13 protein-coding genes are annotated in these 17,396 nt (G+C 72.9%); 2 read left to right on the top strand and 11 right to left on the bottom strand.

Annotated features, from left to right (window positions below):
* Positions 1-414 precede the first annotated feature (414 nt).
* The gene (locus tag ACH4ZA_RS08590; RefSeq protein WP_398428553.1) at positions 415-1,422 is read right to left on the bottom strand and encodes a stage II sporulation protein M; all 1,008 of its coding nucleotides are present in this window, start codon (positions 1,420-1,422) and stop codon (positions 415-417) included.
* Positions 1,423-1,553: 131 nt separating this feature from the next.
* On the opposite strand from ACH4ZA_RS08590, the gene ACH4ZA_RS08585 reads away from it, so the two are divergent.
* A complete protein-coding gene (locus ACH4ZA_RS08585; protein WP_398428552.1) occupies positions 1,554-2,450 on the top strand; it encodes an RDD family protein in 897 nt (298 codons plus the stop codon).
* A gap of 13 nt (positions 2,451-2,463) precedes the next feature.
* Here ACH4ZA_RS08585 and ACH4ZA_RS08580 read toward each other — a convergent pair whose 3' ends face one another.
* The 8 genes from ACH4ZA_RS08580 to ACH4ZA_RS08545 all read right to left on the bottom strand — a co-directional run bounded on the left by ACH4ZA_RS08580 (position 2,464) and on the right by ACH4ZA_RS08545 (position 11,163).
* Entirely contained in the window at positions 2,464-3,078 is a 615-nt protein-coding gene (locus tag ACH4ZA_RS08580) for a hypothetical protein (RefSeq protein ID WP_319279849.1), read from the bottom strand.
* A 126-nt stretch (positions 3,079-3,204) separates the two neighbouring features.
* Positions 3,205-4,662, bottom strand: a complete 1,458-nt coding sequence (gene ahcY, locus ACH4ZA_RS08575; RefSeq protein WP_319279851.1) for an adenosylhomocysteinase — start codon at positions 4,660-4,662, stop codon at positions 3,205-3,207.
* A 435-nt stretch (positions 4,663-5,097) separates the two neighbouring features.
* On the bottom strand, positions 5,098-6,078 hold the full coding sequence (locus tag ACH4ZA_RS08570) for a cation diffusion facilitator family transporter (RefSeq protein ID WP_319279853.1): 981 nt from the start codon (positions 6,076-6,078) through the stop codon (positions 5,098-5,100).
* A 135-nt stretch (positions 6,079-6,213) separates the two neighbouring features.
* Complete coding sequence (gene manA, locus ACH4ZA_RS08565; RefSeq protein ID WP_319279855.1) at positions 6,214-7,365, bottom strand: mannose-6-phosphate isomerase, class I; 1,152 nt, start codon at positions 7,363-7,365, stop codon at positions 6,214-6,216.
* Between the two features lie 143 nt (positions 7,366-7,508).
* A complete protein-coding gene (locus ACH4ZA_RS08560) occupies positions 7,509-8,642 on the bottom strand; it encodes an SIS domain-containing protein (RefSeq protein ID WP_319279857.1) in 1,134 nt (377 codons plus the stop codon).
* Between the two features lie 108 nt (positions 8,643-8,750).
* Positions 8,751-8,921: a Trm112 family protein gene (locus ACH4ZA_RS08555; protein WP_319279859.1), complete on the bottom strand. Its 171-nt coding sequence runs from the start codon at positions 8,919-8,921 to the stop codon at positions 8,751-8,753.
* 177 nt (positions 8,922-9,098) lie between these two features.
* Positions 9,099-10,478, bottom strand: coding sequence for a phosphomannomutase/phosphoglucomutase (locus ACH4ZA_RS08550; protein WP_398428549.1), 1,380 nt, complete (start codon positions 10,476-10,478; stop codon positions 9,099-9,101).
* Between the two features lie 262 nt (positions 10,479-10,740).
* Positions 10,741-11,163 (bottom strand): DUF3499 domain-containing protein, encoded by a 423-nt coding sequence (locus ACH4ZA_RS08545; RefSeq protein WP_319279863.1) that lies wholly within the window; start codon positions 11,161-11,163, stop codon positions 10,741-10,743.
* 314 nt (positions 11,164-11,477) lie between these two features.
* Between ACH4ZA_RS08545 and ACH4ZA_RS08540 the strand changes: the two genes are divergently transcribed.
* The gene (locus ACH4ZA_RS08540; RefSeq protein ID WP_079041240.1) at positions 11,478-11,927 is read left to right on the top strand and encodes a metallopeptidase family protein; all 450 of its coding nucleotides are present in this window, start codon (positions 11,478-11,480) and stop codon (positions 11,925-11,927) included.
* A gap of 52 nt (positions 11,928-11,979) precedes the next feature.
* Here ACH4ZA_RS08540 and ACH4ZA_RS08535 read toward each other — a convergent pair whose 3' ends face one another.
* Together ACH4ZA_RS08535 and ACH4ZA_RS08530 are read right to left on the bottom strand one after the other, a co-directional pair.
* On the bottom strand, positions 11,980-13,536 hold the full coding sequence (locus tag ACH4ZA_RS08535) for a DUF5719 family protein (protein ID WP_319279865.1): 1,557 nt from the start codon (positions 13,534-13,536) through the stop codon (positions 11,980-11,982).
* Positions 13,533-17,276 carry a glycosyltransferase gene (locus ACH4ZA_RS08530; RefSeq protein WP_398428547.1) on the bottom strand — a complete coding sequence of 1,248 codons (3,744 nt, stop codon included), beginning with the start codon at positions 17,274-17,276 and terminating at the stop codon, positions 13,533-13,535. Before ACH4ZA_RS08530 ends, ACH4ZA_RS08535 begins: the two co-directional genes overlap by 4 nt.
* Between the last annotated feature and the right edge of the window lie 120 nt (positions 17,277-17,396).

The raw sequence follows: 17,396 nt of genomic DNA, 5'->3' as shown, positions 1-17,396 counted from the left end.
ATTTTTGGCACGCTGTTGAGTTCTCAAGGAACGGACGCTTCCTTCGTACTCACCCTCTCGGGCTTTCCTCCGGGCAGTTTCCCTTCGGTCTTGCGTTTCCGACTCTATCAGACCGTTTCCCGATCCGATTTCCTCGGTGCTTTCCAGGTTCCCCGCTTATCTCGCGGTTTGCCTTTCCGGCGGTTCCGACTTTATCAGAAGTTTCTGGGCGGTTTGACCGGCCATTCGCTTTCCGACTTGTCGAGAGGCCTCTGCGGAATCCAGAGATTCACGAGGCTGACAGATACTAACCCTTGCCGACCGGACTCTGTCCAGTTCCAGGCAACTGTTCGAATCTACCTCCTCACGCACTCCGTGTCAACGGTGTTTGCGAGGCGAAGAGGAGACTAGCAGTTCATAGGGCTCGGTCGCACATCAGGCGGCTGTCGGCACCGTCGCGCTGCGCTCGAACGCCTCGACGTCACCCATGTCGCCGGACCGGGCGGCCCTTCCGCCGAGGACGTAGACGTAGGCCAGGAAGCCCAGTTCGGCTGCGATGCCGATGGTGATGCGGGCCCAGGTGGGCAGGCCGGACGGGGTGACGAAGCCTTCGATGGCGCCGGAGACGAACAGGACCAGGGCGAGGCCTATCGCCATGCCGACAGCGGCACGGCCTTCCTCGGCGAGGGCCGTGCGCCGGGTGCGGGGGCCCGGGTCGATGACGGTCCAGCCCAGTCGAAGTCCGGTGCCGGCCGCCACGAAGACCGCCGTCAGCTCGAGGAGTCCGTGCGGCAGGACGAGACCGAGGAAGGTGTCGAGTCGGCCCGCCGAGGACATCAGGCCGACGCCGATGCCGAGGTTGAGCATGTTCTGGAAGAGGATCCAGAGGACCGGCAGACCGAGGAAGACGCCGAGGACCAGGCACAGAGCGGCGGCCTGGGCGTTGTTCGTCCAGACCTGGGCCGCGAACGCCGCGGCCTGGTGGCTCGAGTAGTACGTCTCGTAGAGGCCGCCCGGCCGGGTGAGGTCGCGCAGTTCGTCCGGGGCGGCGATCGAGGCCTGTACCTCCGGATGTGCGCCGATCCACCAGCCCAGGAGGGCGGCGACGGCGGTGGAGAGCAGCGCCGTGGGGACCCACCAGTGCCGTGACCTGTAGACCGCGGCGGGAAAGCCCCGGGTGAGGAAGCGCGTCACGTCGCGCCACGAGGCGCGGCGGGTGCCGGTCACCGTGCTGCGCGCGCGTGCCACGAGCTGGGTGAGCCGTCCGGTCAGTTGGGGGTCGGGGGCGCTGGACTGGATGAGGGAGAGGTGGGTGGCGGTGCGCTGGTAGAGGGTGACGAGCTCGTCGGTCTCGGCCCCGGTGAGGGTGCGTCGGCGGCGCAGGAGGGCGTCCAGGCGGTCCCATTCGGCTCGGTGGGCGGAGACGAAGACGTCGAGGTCCATCGGTGTGCCTGCTCCTCGGCTGTTCGTCGGCGGCCGGCGGTGGGATGTCAGCTTGTCGTACTGCGGCGCGAAGTGCCCTCAGCTTGGCAGACTGGCGGTTCTCGGGGAGGGCCAGGGAAGGGATGCCGGGCGTGAGTGAGCTGGTGACGGGTGAGGCCGTGGCGTTGGAGCTGCGGCCTGCCAGGCTGCCCAGCCGGGGGCTGGCCACGTTGCTGGACCTCGTGGTGGCGGTCACGGTCTATGTCGTCGTGAGTGTCGTGGTGGTGGTGACGACGGCGTCCTTGGACGATGCGGCGCAGATCGCTCTGTCGATCGCCACGTTCCTGCTGGTGCTGGTGGGCGGGCCGATAGCGGTGGAGACGCTCAGTCATGGGCGGTCGCTGGGGAAGCTGGCCTGTGGTCTGCGGGTGGTCCGGGACGACGGTGGGCCGATCCGGTTCCGGCACGCGCTGGTGCGGGGTGCGGTCGGGGTGGTGGAGATTCTGCTGACGCTCGGGGTGGTGGCCTGTATCGCCTCGCTCGTGTCGGCGCGGGGGCGGCGGCTCGGTGACGTCTTCGCGGGGACGTTGGTGGTGAGGGAGCGGGTGCCCGCGGCGCGGTCGGGTTTCGTGCCGCCGCCGCCCTGGCTGGCGGGTCGGTTCCAGGGTCTCGATCTGTCGGCGGTGCCGGACGGGCTGTGGCTTGCGGTTCGGCAGTACCTGGGGCGGATGGGTCAGCTGGATCCGCAGGTCGGCTGGGCGATGGCGGCGCGGCTGGCCGGTGAGCTCGCGGCGCGTACGGGGGCGCCGGTGCCGCAGGGGGTGCCGCCGGCCGCGTATCTGGCGGCGGTCGTGCAGGAGCGGCAGGTGCGGGAGGCGCGGCGGGCGTTCGGGGGCGTGCCGGTGGTGGGTGCGGGTGGTGCGGTTCCGGCGTACGGTCCGCCGGCGTCGTACGTCCCGCCGGTCGGGGCGGCCGGGGTTCCGTCGGAGGAGCCGGCTGTCGTCGACCGGTCTGCGGGGTCGGGCACCGGGTTCGTGCCGCCGGCCTAGGTCGGGTTGTGGGTCACTCGAAGGCCGAGGGGGGTGTTTCGAGGTCTTCGAGGTCGATGCCGGGGGCGGCGAGGACGACGTCGCCGGCGAGGTGCACGCTGTGCTGTTCGCCCGTGTCGAGGGCGGTGACCTGGTATTCGTCCACGGTCAGGGGGCCGTTGTCAGTGGCGTGTGCTTCGCTTTTCAGCAGGGACCAGGACTGGTCCACGGTGCGTGGGGCGAGGACGGGGTCGGTGAAGGCGACGAGGCGTACGCGGGTCGCCGGGGAGGAGGGGCTCAGGCGCAGGAGTCGGCTGGTCGCGATGAGGAAGGCGGGTGAGGTGCCGGTGAAGGCGTGGGCGGCGACGTTGCCTTCCGTGGCCTGGGATCCGGTGGGGTCGGTGCGGACCCAGGTGACGCCGTCCAGGGCGGCGCCGCGTACCTGCCAGCTGTGCGCGTGGAGTTCGAGGCGCAGGGGGCGGCCGAGGTCGTCGAGAGTGAGGTCGACGGAGCCGGTGTGATCGCCGGTGGGCGTCGTCAGCTGTGAAACGTAGCGCCAGCCGGAGGGGCCGGGGGCGCATTGGAAGTGCTCGTGTGCGAGGGGGGTGTGGTCGTGCGGGTCGTACAGCGAATACCGGCCGCGGGGCATGGGGGTCCTGGGGTGTGACGGGTGGTCGGGGCGCCGCGGCGTCCGGTCCGGACGGCGTAGGGACAGGCCCCCGACACGGGGGTGCGGGGGCCTGTCCCTACGCTGCTGTGGACCGGGGCTACGGGCTCAGTAGCGGTAGTGGTCCGACTTGTAGGGGCCGTCGACCTCGACGCCGATGTACGAGGCCTGCTCGGGGCGGAGCGTGGTCAGCTTGACGCCGAGCGAGTCGAGGTGGAGGCGGGCCACCTTCTCGTCGAGGTGCTTGGGCAGCGTGTAGACGCCGGTCGGGTACTCGTCGGGCTTGGTGTACAGCTCGATCTGGGCCAGGGTCTGGTCCGCGAAGGAGTTGGACATCACGAACGACGGGTGGCCGGTGGCGTTGCCCAGGTTCAGCAGTCGGCCCTCGGACAGGACGATGATCACCTTGCCGTCGGGGAAGGTCCAGGTGTGGACCTGCGGCTTGACCTCGTCCTTGACGATGCCGGGGACCTTGGCGAGGCCGGCCATGTCGATCTCGTTGTCGAAGTGGCCGATGTTGCCGACGATGGCCTGGTGCTTCATCTTGGCCATGTCCGAGGCCATGATGATGTCCTTGTTGCCGGTCGTGGTGATGAAGATGTCGGCCTTGTCGACGACCTCGTCGAGGGTGGTGACCTGGTAGCCGTCCATGGCTGCCTGGAGCGCGCAGATCGGGTCGATCTCGGTGACGATCACGCGGGCGCCCTGGCCGCGCAGCGACTCGGCGCAGCCCTTGCCGACGTCGCCGTAGCCGCAGACGACGGCGGTCTTGCCGCCGATGAGGACGTCGGTGGCGCGGTTGATGCCGTCGATCAGGGAGTGGCGGCAGCCGTACTTGTTGTCGAACTTCGACTTGGTGACGGCGTCGTTGACGTTGATGGCGGGGAAGAGGAGGACGCCGTCGCGCTGCATCTCGTACAGGCGGTGCACGCCGGTCGTGGTCTCCTCCGTCACGCCGCGGATCTCCGAGGCGAGCTGGGTCCACTTCTGGGAGCCGTCGCTGATGGTGCGGTGGAGGAGTTCGAGGATGACGCGGTGCTCGTCGTTCTCGGCGGTGTCGACGGCGGGGACCTTGCCGTCCTTCTCGTACTCGACGCCCTTGTGGACGAGGAGGGTGGCGTCGCCGCCGTCGTCGAGGATCATGTTCGGGCCGCCGGTGGGGCTGTCCGGCCAGGTCAGGGCCTGCTCGGTGCACCACCAGTACTCCTCCAGGGTCTCGCCCTTCCAGGCGAAGACCGGGACGCCCTGGGGGCTGTCGGGCGTGCCGTTCGGGCCGACGGCGATGGCGGCGGCCGCGTGGTCCTGGGTGGAGAAGATGTTGCAGGAGGCCCAGCGGACCTGGGCGCCGAGGGCGACCAGGGTCTCGATGAGGACGGCGGTCTGCACGGTCATGTGCAGGGAGCCGGTGACGCGGGCGCCGGCGAGGGGCTGGGCCTCGGCGTATTCCCTGCGGATCGCCATGAGGCCGGGCATCTCGTGCTCGGCGAGGGTGATCTCCTTGCGGCCGAAGGCGGCCAGGGAGAGGTCGGCGACCTTGAAGTCCTGTCGGTTTTCGACAGTCGTCATGGTGTGCTGCTCCTCGGGGGTCGGGGCGAGGTGTGGGTACGGCTGGTCTGCGCGGCGGCGGACACAGGGGTGCCCGATGGAGGACACAGGCATGCCCGCGTGCGCGCAGCGCAGTCCGTCGGAGGCCCTCTCTCCCTCGGACGGTCCGCTGGGGACCGCCCGACCGCCATCAGCAGCGACGTCTGGCTCCGTTCCAAGCTACACCGCGGGCGCGGGGCGGCCCCAGTCCGCGTCCGGTCGGATGGCGTGGAATCCGGCTTGATCCGATCAGATCAAGCCGGATCAAGCCGGATCGAGCGGGATCGAGCCGGATCGCTTCGGTCGGTCGGCCGACCGATCGGGCGGGCGGGCGGGCGGGCGGGCGGGCGGGGCGCGGAACGGCGACAGGACCCGCCGGTGGCGCCGGGGGTCCTGTCGGGTGGTGTCGGGGCGTGCTCAGTGGTCGGTCGTGGGGAGGCCGGGGCCGCCCGGGGTGGCCTCGGCGTCGGGGCCCTTGGCCGCTTCGGCCTCGCTGTAGATGTCCGGTTCGAGGTAGATGACGCGGGCGATGGGGACGGCGGCGCGGATGCGGGCCTCGGCGGCGTCGATGGCGGTGGCGACCTGGCCGGCCGAGTCGTCGTGCTCGACGGCGATCTTGGCGGCGACCAGGAGTTCTTCGGGGCCGAGGTGGAGGGTGCGCATGTGGATGACGCGGGTGACGGTGTCGCCGTCCACGATCGCGGCCTCGATCTTCTGGACGTCCTCCAGGCCCGCGGACTCGCCGAGCAGGAGCGATTTGGTCTCGGCGGCGAGGACGAGGGCGATGAGGATGAGGAGGACCCCGATGCAGACGGTGCCGATGCCGTCCCAGATGCCGTCGCCGGTGAGGAGGGCGAGGCCGACGCCGCCGAGGGCGAGGACGAGGCCGATGAGCGCGCCGAAGTCCTCGAGGAGCACGACGGGGAGCTCGGGGGCCTTGGCGCGGCGGATGAACTGTGACCAGGAGAGCTTGCCGCGGAGTTCGTTGGACTCCTTGATGGCGGTGCGGAAGGAGAAGCCCTCGGCGATGATCGCGAAGACGAGGACGCCGACGGGCCAGTACCAGTGCTCGATCTCGTGCGGGTGCTTGATCTTCTCGTAGCCCTCGTAGACGGCGAACATGCCGCCGACGGAGAAGAGGACGATGGAGACGAGGAAGGCGTAGATGTAGCGCTCGCGGCCGTAGCCGAAGGGGTGTTGCGGGGTGGCTTCGCGCTGGGCCTTCTTGCCTCCGATGAGGAGCAGGGCCTGGTTGCCGGAGTCGGCGAGCGAGTGCACGCCTTCGGCGAGCATCGACGACGAGCCGCTGAACGCGAACGCCACGAACTTCGATGCCGCGATCGCGAGGTTGGCGCCGAGTGCCGCCACGATCGCCCTGGTGCCGCCTGACGCGCTCATGTGTTCGCGTTGTCCCTTCGCCTTCATGCGTACGCCGTGCTGGGCGCGGCCCGTTGCGGCTTTGCCCGTCCTTTGCCGGGGGGCCATTGTTGCAGCCCTGTCCGGCGGTGCTGCGTCAGGTCGTCGCGAGGGGGATCACGCGACGACCGTGGCCCGGAAGACCGTACCCGCCCCGCTCACTTCGGCCTTGTGCCCCGCGGGGACGAAGACAGACGTGCCCGGTGTCAGTGCGTGCGCGCCCGCGCGGACGGACCCCGCGGTGCACAACAGGATCTGCGGCGTGGGGCGGGTGAGGTCGTGGGCGGGGGCGCCGGCGGCGAGGACGTAGCGGGAGAGCCGGAACTCGTCGGTGGGGGTGTCGTAGACCTCTTCGCCGTCGGGGGCGGCTTCGGGGCGCAGGACGGCGGGGTCGCCGGGCTCGAAGCGGACGACGCGCAGGAGTTCGGGTACGTCGATGTGTTTGGGGGTGAGTCCGCAGCGCAGGACGTTGTCGGAGTTGGCCATGATCTCGACGCCGAGGCCGTTGAGGTAGGCGTGCGGGATGCCGGCGCCGAGGAACAGGGCTTCGCCGGGCTGGAGCCGGACGTGGTTGAGGAGCATGGCGGCGATGACGCCGGGGTCGCCGGGGTGGTGGTGGGCGATGCCGGCGTAGGGGGCGTACGCGCCGCCGAGGCGGTCGCAGGCGGTGGCCGCGGCGGTGACGGTGTGCGCCGTCTCGTCGGGGTCGGCGGTGAGGATCGCGGTCAGCACCTCGCGCAGGGCGGCTTCCTCGGGCTGTGCGTGCAGCAGGTCGACGTACGGCTTGAGGGAGTCGACGCCGAGGCCGTCGAGGAGGTCGGCGGCGTGTGCGGGGGCGCGGAAGCCGCAGAGGCCGTCGAACTCGGTGAGGGCGCAGATGAGTTCGGGCTTGTGGTTGGCGTCCTTGTAGTTGCGGTGCGGGGCGTCGACGGGGATGCCGCGACGCTCCTCGTCCTCGTAGCCCTCCTTGGCCTGGGTGAGGTCGGGGTGGACCTGGAGGGAGAGGGGGGCGCCGGCGGCGAGGAGTTTGAGGAGGAAGGGGAGACGGGGGCCGAACCTGGCGACGGTCCGTTCGCCGAGTTCGCGGCGCGGGTCGGCGTCGATCACGTCGACGAGGGTGCCCCGGTCGGTGCGGGAGGGTGCGCCGGGGTGGGCGCCCATCCACATCTCGGCCTGCGGTTCGCCGGTGGGCTCGACGCCGAGCAGGTGCGGGATCGCGGTGGGGGAACCCCAGGCGTAGGGGCGGACGGTGTTGTCGAGGCGGTCCATGCGGTCTCTCTCCGGCCGCCCGCCCGTCGTCGGCCGGTTGTCGGTCGGTCGGTCGTCGGTGGTCGGTCTTCGGTCGTGGGGAGGGGCGGCGTCGGGCGTGGGCGGTCGGCCGGAGGGCGTTCGGTGGCCGCCCGGCGGTCTCGTCAGGCTCCCGAGGCGAGCGCCAGATAGACGGCGGCGAAGTCCGTGGTGGCGATGAGTTCGGCGAGGGTGACGAGTTCGCCGCCCTCCTCGGGCTCGAGCTCGCTGATGGGCGTGTCGTGGCTGAGGACCAGCTCGCGGGCGGTGGGCGCGGCGGTCAGGCCGCCGATCGGACGGTCCCGCAGCAGCACCACGCGCGCGTGGAGGGCGGGGGGTTCCTCGACGCGGTCGCGGAAGAAGTCGTCCGGGTCGGCGCTGGCGGCGAGCGGGCCGGCCAGCAGCGCGTTGTGCTCGGCGAGGGCCTCGGGGAGTTCCGCAACGAGGGCGGGGCGGCCGGCGAGTTCGGCGAGGGCGGCGGCGAAGCGGCGCCCTGCGGGGCCGGCCGAGGTCCCTTCGGTCCAGATCACGGGGAGCGCGTCGGCGAGTTCGGCGGCCAGGGTCTTGGCCGGGTTGCTGTAGGTGGCGACGGCGGGCCCGCAGCGTTCGGCGACCTGGTCGAGCCGGTCGGCGACCTTCTCGAGCTCCTCGGGCGGGGCGGCGATCAGGGCGATGCGGTCGAGGAGGGCGAGGAGCGGGGTGAGCAGGGCCCACAGGACCCCGGGCGCGGACGCGGCCACGGGAGGCTGCTCGTCCTGCTCGTACGGGGCGGTCGCCAGGGGGATGAACAGGCTGTGCGCGGCGACGGCGGCTTCGCTGAGCGGTGAGCGGGCGGGGGCCACGGCGGCGACGGTGCAGCCCCGGCGGTAGGCCTGCTCGGCGAGGAGGGAGAGGCCGGGTTCGCTGCCGTCCGGGGTGGCGATGAGGAGGAGGTCCACGGAGCCGGCCCAGCCGGGGAGTTCCCAGCGCAGGGCGCCCGCGGCGGGGGCGACTCCGGTGGGCGCGAGTCGGATGACGGGGCACGCGGCGCCGGCGAGGGTGCCCAGGAGGTCGGCCACGCAGACCGCGGCGGCACCGGGTCCCGCGATGAGGATGGCGCGGGGGCGGCCGTCCGGCGCCAGGTCGTTCACGCCGGCCTCGGCCGCGTGCCGGGCGGCGGTGCGGACGCGGGCGCCGGCTTCGGCTGCGCCGCGCAGTAGGGCTCTGCGGTCGGCCTCGGTGAGGGCCTCCGGCGTGTCGAGCAGCGAGTCGTCGAGCATGGCGGCAGTCTCCGATCGCCTGGAGCGTCGTCGGTTTCGGGGCCGGGGGTGCGGGGGGCGCGGTGCGCCCGGGGGCTCAGGTCGCCGGGCGTGGGCGGGCCGGGCGCGTCATGCCGGGTGGCGGGCCTCGTCGACGAGGAGGACGGGGATGCCGTCGCGCACCGGGTAGGCCAGGCCGCAGTCCTGCGCCGTGCAGATCAGCTCGGTGTCCTGCTCCTTGAGGGGCGCGTGGCAGGCGGGGCAGGCGAGGATCTCCAGGAGGCCGGCTTCGAGCGGCATGGGGTGTCCCTTCGAGGTTGCGGGTCGAGGTCGCGGGCGGGTGTGCTGCGGGGTGCGGACGTGCCTGGTCAGCGTACCGCTGGTGAGGGTGGGGCCGCGGGGGTCCGGCGCGGCCGGCGGAGCGGGCCGGGGAGGCGCCGGTGGGGTGGGGTGGAGGGGCGAGCAGGGCCCCCGGTCTCAGGCTCGGATGATGCGCAGGACTTCGTCGCGGATCCTGGTCATGGTCTGTTCGTCGCGGGCTTCGGCGTTGAGGCGCAGGAGGGGCTCGGTGTTGGAGGGGCGGACGTTGAACCACCAGTCGGCGGCGGAGACGGTCAGGCCGTCCAGCTCGTCGAGGGTGACGTCCTCGCGGGGGCCGTACGCCGCCCTGATCGCGGCGATGCGGCCGGCCTGGTCGGCGACCGTCGAGTTGATCTCCCCCGAGCCGCTGTAGCGGTCGTACTCCGCGACGAGGGAGGAGAGCGGGCCGTCCTGGCCGCCGAGGGCCGCGAGGACGTGGAGGGCGGCCAGCATGCCGGTGTCGGCGTTCCAGAAGTCCTTGAAGTAGTAGTGCGCCGAGTGCTCGCCGCCGAAGATCGCGCCGGAGCGGGCCATCTCGGCCTTGATGAAGGAGTGGCCGACGCGGGTGCGGACCGGGGTGCCGCCGTTCTCCTTCACCGTCTCCGGGACGGACCAGGAGGTGATCAGGTTGTGGATGACGGTGCCCGTGCCGCCGTTGCGCGCGAGTTCGCGGACGGCCACGAGGGCGGTGATCGCGGACGGGGAGACCGGTTCGCCGCGCTCGTCGACGACGAAGCAGCGGTCGGCGTCGCCGTCGAAGGCGAGGCCGAGGTCGGCGCCCTCTGCGCGGACCCGCTTCTGGAGGTCCACGAGGTTCGCCGGGTCCAGGGGGTTGGCCTCGTGGTTGGGGAAGGTGCCGTCGAGCTCGAAGTACAGGGGGACGAGGGTCAGGGGCAGGCCCTCGAAGACGGTGGGGACGGTGTGGCCTCCCATGCCGTTGCCCGCGTCCACCACGACCTTGAGGGGGCGGATTCCGGTGAGGTCGACGAGTGCGCGCAGGTGGGCCGCGTAGTCCTTCAACGTGTCGGCCCGGGTGATCGTTCCCCGCGCCGGGCCGGTGCCGGTGCCGGCGTCGGCGTCGGCGTCGGCGTCGGACCAGCGCTCCACGAGTCGGCGGATCTCGGTCAGACCGGTGTCCTGGCCGACCGGGGCCGCGCCCGCGCGGCACAGCTTGATGCCGTTGTAGCGGGCCGGGTTGTGCGAGGCCGTGAACATCGCGCCGGGCAGGTTCAGCGCGCCCGAGGCGTAGTACAGCTGGTCCGTGGAGCACAGGCCGATCTGGGTGACGTCCACGCCGCGGGCGGCCGCGCCGCGGGAGAAGGCGTCGGTGAGGCCGGGGGAGGAAGGGCGCATGTCGTGGCCGACGACGATCGCGCGGGCGCCGGTCACCTGGGCGAAGGCCGCGCCGAACAGTTCGGCGAGGGGCTCGTCCCACTGGTCCGGGACCAGCCCGCGTACGTCGTACGCCTTGACGATCTGCGACAGATCAGCAGCCACGGCCAACCTTCCTGAAGTCCTGTGGGTCACCACAAACTACCCGGGCCCGTTCGGCGCGCGGCGGGGGGCCGCCGGGGTGAGGTGCGGTGATGCCCGGTCGGGCGCGGCTCGGGCGGCGGTGGGCGCCGGACGGTCGCCGGGCGGTCGCGGGTCGATGCAGAAAGCGGTTGCCGCTCTGTTCGCCGGCCTCACGAGGGGTGCGCGGCGCGGGCGCGTCCGGGAAGGGTGGCCCAGGTGTTCGGGGAGCGGCGGCTGCGGCTGCTCAGTTGTCCGGCGAGCGCAGGACCCGCAGGTGGCCGCGGCGTGCGACCTCCATCGGGTCCGCCGTGCGTCGGCCGCCGCCGGCTCCGGCGGCGCGCTCCTGCGGGCGGGCGGCCTCGCGCACCGCGTTGGCAAGCGCTTCCAGGTCGTCTCCGCTGGGGCGCGCGGGGGCCGAGCTGTCGAGGAGCCGGACGACCTCCCAGCCGCGCGGGGCGGTGAGGCGCTCGGAGTGCTCGGCGCACAGGTCGTAGCAGTGGGGCTCGGCGTAGGTGGCGAGCGGGCCGAGGACCGCGGTCGAGTCGGCGTAGACGTACGTCAGCGTCGCGACGGCGGGTCGGCCGCAGGCGGTGCGCGAACAGCGACGTACAGGGCTCACGATGTTGGACGGTACCGCACTCTTGAGCGGGCCGCGACGACTCTCCACCAGGTCACTCCACCGTGTCGGGTTGTGAAACGCCCCACGCGCCGGTTCAGTCATACCCCGCTGACCTGCGTGAACACCAGTCATTGAGGGCGGGAACCTGTCGGCTCGCGGTCACCACTCGGCACAAACGGCATCAATTGCCATGAGCTCACCGGTCTCGGAGGGATACGGATTCGAGCCCAACCTTGGCTGGAATGGTCATCCTGCGACAGGCGGCGCGTGTGGGAGGGCGACGGGTCGTGACGGGCGGGAGGGTGACGGAGCCGTGCGGGGGCGGGGCGCGGGGTCACCGCGGGGACTACGCTTCAGTAGTGATGGAGAGCCCCGTACCGCCCCCTGCCGCCGGCCCAGGACCCCGTCGTCGCGATCGCCATGGACGGGGGATGCGGGGGCCGGTCGCACCGCCCCAGGTGCCGTTGGCCGCCAGTCGGGCCGACGTGTTCGCCGACCTCGTGCAGGACTCCGTGGACCGGCTGGAACGGCGATGGCCGCAGCTCACGGACATCGACTTCATGGTCCTGGAGGTGCCGCGGCTGGATGCGGCGTCGGAGCCGTGGAACGACGAGGCGGTCCCGCTGGGCGGCACGATCCCCGCGCGTGAGGGGCGGCGGGCGCGGGTCGTCGTCTACCGGCGCCCGGTCGAGATCCGCACCAAGGGGCGCGACGAACGGGCCGCGCTGGTGCACGAGGTCGTCGTGGAGCAGGTCGCCGAGCTGCTGGGGCTGACGCCCGAGACGGTGGATCCGCGCTACGGCGAGGACTGAGCGTCGCGACGCCCGGCGTCCCCCTTGCGGGGGACGGAGCCACCCTTTCGGGTCACCTCTGCAGCACTGCGATGTCCTCGTCGGCCTGCGGCACCGCCACCGTCCCCCGGTCGTCCGGCAGGGTCTGGATCGTGAAGCCCTGGACGCCCTCCTGAGTGACCGTCAGGGTGCGGGAGGCGTAGACGGGGGTGGCGGTGAGGGGTTCGACGGTCAGCGCGAACGTGCCCTTCAGGCCGGCGGGGACGGGCGGTCGGACCTCCTGTGTCGTGCCCGCCTTGATCGTGTACGTCTGGGAGACGGACGTGCCGCCGCCGCTGCCCGCGGACGCGGTGACCTTGACCTTGGCCGCGCCCTTCGGGGCGGTGACGGACAGGACCACGCCCTTGGCGGTGTTGTCGGCTGCCGACGCGCGCGCGCCGACCGGGGCGGCTGCCGGGATGAACGCCGACTCCTGCTTGTCGCCCTTGCCGCGCAGCACCCGTACGGCGGCGACCACCGGCGTGGACCGGTCCGTCGGGGTCAGGATCAGCGAGCCGGCCTCCCCGCGCGTGACGTTTCCCAGGTCGACGGAGGTCGTCATGCCCGCCTTGACGTGCAGCGTCTCGTGTCCCGCCGGGGTGATGAGGCCTGAGGCGGAGGCCAGTTGCACCTTGAGGTCGGCGTCCGCGTCGCCGGGGGCGTAGGCGATGAGGCGGACGGCGGTGGCGTCCTTGGGGATGCCGGGGACGACCTGGGTGGCGGCCGGTTCGGTGGAGGAGGCGAGCCAGTCGCCGCCGAGCTTCGCGTCCAGGGCCTGGACGGCTGCCCCGAGGCGGCCGCTGCGGACGTTGACGTGGACGGTGAGGTCCTCCTGCTTCTCCGGGGTGAGCGTGGACAGCAGGATCGGCTCGCTGGAGTGCGCGGGAACGGTGATGTCCTCCCCCACCGTGCTCGCCAGGGCGCCGCCCTTGCCGTAGAGCTCGACGTCGACGACGGCGGCGGAGTCGTCCGGATTGATGAGGTGAACGTAGTCCGTGCGGTCGGCGGACGTGCTGGCGCCGGGGAACCAGAACTCGGTGTCGGGCGCGGTGCAGGTGAGGCCCTGCAGGCCGCGGCCGCTGCCTGCGACGACCTCGGTGGTCTCCTGGACCGTCCAGCCGGGGGCGAACTTCCCCTCGGCGGTGCCGAGGAGCGCGGGTGCGTCGCCGCCCGTGGTGACGCCGACGGCCGGGGTGCCGGGCGCCTTGGGGGCGACGACGGGCTTCGCCGCCTTCTTCTTGCCGCTCGCCTTGTCCCCCGTCTTGTCCCCCGTCTTGCCGCTCGCCTTGTCCCCCGTCTTGCCGCCGGCCGTGTCCGCCGGAGCGGCCGAGTTCCCCGCCGCGGCCGTGAGTTCGGCCGTGCCCCGTGCGGCGGTCCCCTTGGTGACGGGGGTGAAGGACGTGTACGACGTCTCGGCGAGATCCGAGGTGCTGGGCGAAGGGCAGAGCAGGCTGGTGCGCTCCACGGGCAGTTCGGCGGCCGCCCTGGCGGTGTCCTGCCCGGGAGCCTCGGGCTGGTTGAGCGCGGCGAACCCGGTGACGGCGGCGAGAGCGGCCGTGCCGGCGATCAGGGACAGGGTGGTGCGGTTCACTGCTGGCTCCCGTCGGGGCGCTCGTTGCCGGTGCCGTGGGGGTGCTGGGCCGGGTCGTAGGCGGGGTCGTAGCCGCCCTGGCCGTAGGCGGAGGGGTCGTAGGCGGAGGGGTCGTAGGCCGTCGGGTCGTAGGCCGCCGGGTCGTAGGCCTGCTGGGGGTGGTTCGGGTCGTACGGCGCCTGCGGGACCTGGCCGTCGTAGCCGTACGGCTCGTACTGGCCGACCTGGTAGGGGTCGTAGGACTGCTGCTGCTGGTCGTAGCCGCCCGCCGGGTACTGCTGGGCGCCCGGGTACTGGCCGGCCGGGTAGCCGCCGTACTCGGCGCCCGCGTAGGTCGGCTGGTCCGGTTCGCTCCAGTCGCCGTAGGACTGCTGCTGGGGGACCGGGGCCGGCGGCTGCTCCTCCTGCGGGGGGACCGGGAACTCGCCGTCCCGGCCGGGCTCTTCGGCCTCGGTCTCGGCCTCGGCCTGGGCGCGCAGGCGACGGGCGCGGCGGCCCTCGCCCTCGACGGCCTGGGCGGGGACGAGGTCCTCCTCGGGGAGGTCGTCGTCGACGTCGCGGCGGCGGCCGGGGAGGGCCAGCACGACGAGGACCACGCAGAGCAGGCCCTGTGCCCACAGCCAGGCGGTGTGGGTGAACGGGTCGTCGTAGGTGACGTTCAGCGTGCCGCCGGAGGCGGGCAGTTCGAAGCCCTGGGCCCAGCCGTCGACGGTGGTGGGGGTGAGGGGCTTGCCGTCGAGGGTGGCCGTCCAGCCGTCGGCGGCCGCGTCGGCGAGCCTGAGGACGCGGTCTGCGGCGCCGGCGGGGAGGGTGGTGTGGATGTCGACGGGCCCGGCGGCGACCGGGACCGGCGTGCCCTTGCCGGACGCGGTGACGACGGCCGCGCGGGAGACCTCCTGGTCGACCCGCCACAGCGCGCTGCCGTCCTGCTGGCTGAGCCGCTTCAGGCCGGGCGTCGCGTCCAGGACGCGGGCGACCGCGCGGGGCGCGCCCTTGTGGACGAGGACGTAGCCCACGGCGAACTTGCCGAGCTGGTCGCTCTGGTCGGCGCCGGAGCCGGCGACGAGGTTGGCGACGACCTTGTCGAGCTGGGCGTTCTCGCCGTCGGCCGCGGCGAGTTCGGCGTCGCCGAGGCGCGCGCCGGAGCCGCGGACCAGCATGTAGCCGACGTGTGCGGGGGAGTCGCTGTCGAGGACGAGGGTGCGGGCCTGGTCGCGGTCGCCGGCCTCTTCGGCGACGAAGGCGGGCACCTGGACGGGGTCGCGGCGCTCCAGGGGGCCGTCGGCGCCGCCGATCATCCAGCCCGCGGCGACGAGCAGCGGACCCGCGGCCGAGGCGAAGGCGATGAGGACGGCGACCGGCTGGCGCCAGCCGAAGCTCTGCTCGGCGACACGCGTGCGTGCTCCCTCGGCGCCGATGACGGCGGCGGCGAGGAGGGCGATGCCGTAGACGAGGGTGGCGGGGCCGGCCCAGGTGGACCTGTTGGACAGGACGGCGAAGACGAGGCCCACCAGGGCGACCGCCCAGGCCCCCCGGACGCCGAAGTGGCGTTCGGAGCGGAGCAGGGCGGCCAGCGCTGCCAGCACGATGCCGATCAGCATGAGGCCCTCGACGGTGCCGGGGCCGCCGGGGCTCGCGCCGAGCAGGTCGAGCGCGGTGGCGGCCGACGGGCCGTGGTCGAGGCCGGCCTGGGTGAAGAAGCCGAACGGCAGCAGTGACAGCGACCAGGGCGCGAGGATCAGCAGGGGCGTGCCGAGCTGGGCCAGGAAGCGCAGGCCGTGGGCGGTGATGTCGCCGCGCCGCAGGGCGAGGACGGCGAGGCCGAGGACCAGGGCGATGGGCCAGACGATCGGCGTGAACGCGGTGGTGACGGTCAGGAGCAGCGCGTACGCCCAGGTGGCGCGCCAGCTGCCGCGGCCGCCGTCGCGTCGTGTCAGGCCGCCGGCGGCGACGCCCGCGCGGGCTAGGAGCGGCAGCAGGACGGCCAGGACGGCGGTGCCGACGCGGCCGCCGGCGAGGGCGCCGGTGGCGGCGGGCAGGAAGGCGTAGACGACGGCCGCCCACGCGCGCAGCAGACGCGATTCGACGAGCGGCCGGGAGGCGAAGTAGGCGGTCACGCCGGCCAGGGGCACCGAGCAGACGAGCAGCACGGTGAGGGCGAGGCCGGTCGAGCCGAGGAGCAGGGTGGCCAGCGTCGCGATGATCGCGAGGTAGGGCGGGGCGGACGCGGTGCCGCCGGCGCCCACCGCGTGCCAGGCGTCGGTGTAGCGGGCCCACAGGTCGGAGGCGTCGGGCGGGGCGGGCAGCAGGGCGCCGCCGGCGAGCGCGCCGCCGCCGAGGAGGTTGCGGCAGGCGACGAGGGAGACGAGCAGCAGGACGACGAAGAGCACCGGGCCGGGCTTGCGGGCGATGCGCTTGAGGCGGGCGAACTGCTCGATCTCCAGGAATTCGGCGTCGTCGCCGCCGGGGCCGGACTCGACGGCGCCGCCGTGCCGGCCGGCTCCTGAGACGGCGTCGGGGTCGGAGGAGCCGAAGAGGTCGCCGGCGGCCTGTTCGATGGTGGCCCGCACGGTCGCGCCGGGCGGCGGGAACAGGGGGCGCAGTTCGTCCTTGTCGACGGTCGCCCGGCCGCGTGCGCGGCGTCCTGCGATGATCCGCTCGGGTCGCAGCAGGGTGCCCAGCAGGCCGCGGATCTCGTCGACGGCCTGTCCGGGGACCTTGCCGACGAGGTAGGCGACGGTGCGCAGCACGGTGCCGACGACGAGGCGCACCAGGACCCAGGGCAGCAGGGCGGTGCGGCTGTTGACGAGGAGGGTGTAGGCGGCGCCGGCCTTGTCGACCTTGTGCGGGGAGGCGCTGGTGCGGCCCGCGCAGTCGACGGTGCGGCGTTCGCGGGAGGCGGCCTCGGCGTGGCGTACGACGGCGTCGGGGGCGATGAGGACGCGGTGGCCGGCGGCCTGTGCGCGCCAGCACAGGTCGACGTCGTCGCGCATGAGGGGGAGGCGGCGGTCGAAGCCGCCGAGCTGTTCGAAGACGTCGCGGCGAATCAGCATGCCCGCGGTGGAGACGGACAGCACGGACCGGACGTGGTCGTGCTGGCCCTGGTCCTGTTCGCGGCGGTCCAGGCCGGTCCAGCGGCGGCCGGAGTGGGCGATGGTGACGCCGACCTCGAGCAGCTGGCGGCGGTCGTACCAGCCGCGGAGCTTGGGTCCGACGACGGCCACGTCGTCACGGCCGAGTTCGAGCTCGTTCTCGACGACGCGCAGCAGTTCGGCGAGTGCGTCGGGTTCGGGGGCGCAGTCGTCGTGCAGCAGCCAGAGCCACTGGACGGGCTCTCCGTGAGGGAGTTCCGGCAGGTCGTAGGCGTCGTCGCGCCAGGTGCGGGTGACCGGGTCCCAGCCGCTGGGGCGCTTGAGGTAGGTCAGTTCCTCGGGGGTGAGGACGGGGGCCGTGCGGTGGGCCTCCTCGACGGCCTGGCCGAACCCGGTGCGCCGGGCGAGGTGCAGGACGCGGTCGTCGCCGAGGGCTTCGGCGACCAGTCGCGCGGAGTCGTCGGAGCTGCCGGTGTCGGCGGCCATGACGGACTGGACGGGGCGCTCCTGGCCGAGCAGCCCGGCGAGCGCGTCGGGCAGCCAGCGGGCACCGTCGTGGGAGACGATCACCGCGGTCACTACATGACGCGGGAACTCAGGTGTGGCGGCGCCGTCTTGGCGGGCTGCCGTGTGGCTGTGCACGGACATCGAGGTACGGGCCCCGGTTCGCTGGACTGCGGTGGACGCCTGCGCCGTGTGGGGGCGGCGGGGTGTCTCGGACGAGCGCCCACACTATCGGCTGGGCAGGACGACGGCCCGCCGCCTGTG

The organism is Streptomyces sp. NPDC020597 (assembly GCF_044335095.1).
In the GTDB taxonomy this organism is placed as follows: domain Bacteria; phylum Actinomycetota; class Actinomycetes; order Streptomycetales; family Streptomycetaceae; genus Streptomyces.
The sequence above is the reverse complement of the archived record's forward strand: the minus strand, read 5'-3'. Positions and strand labels throughout refer to the sequence as shown.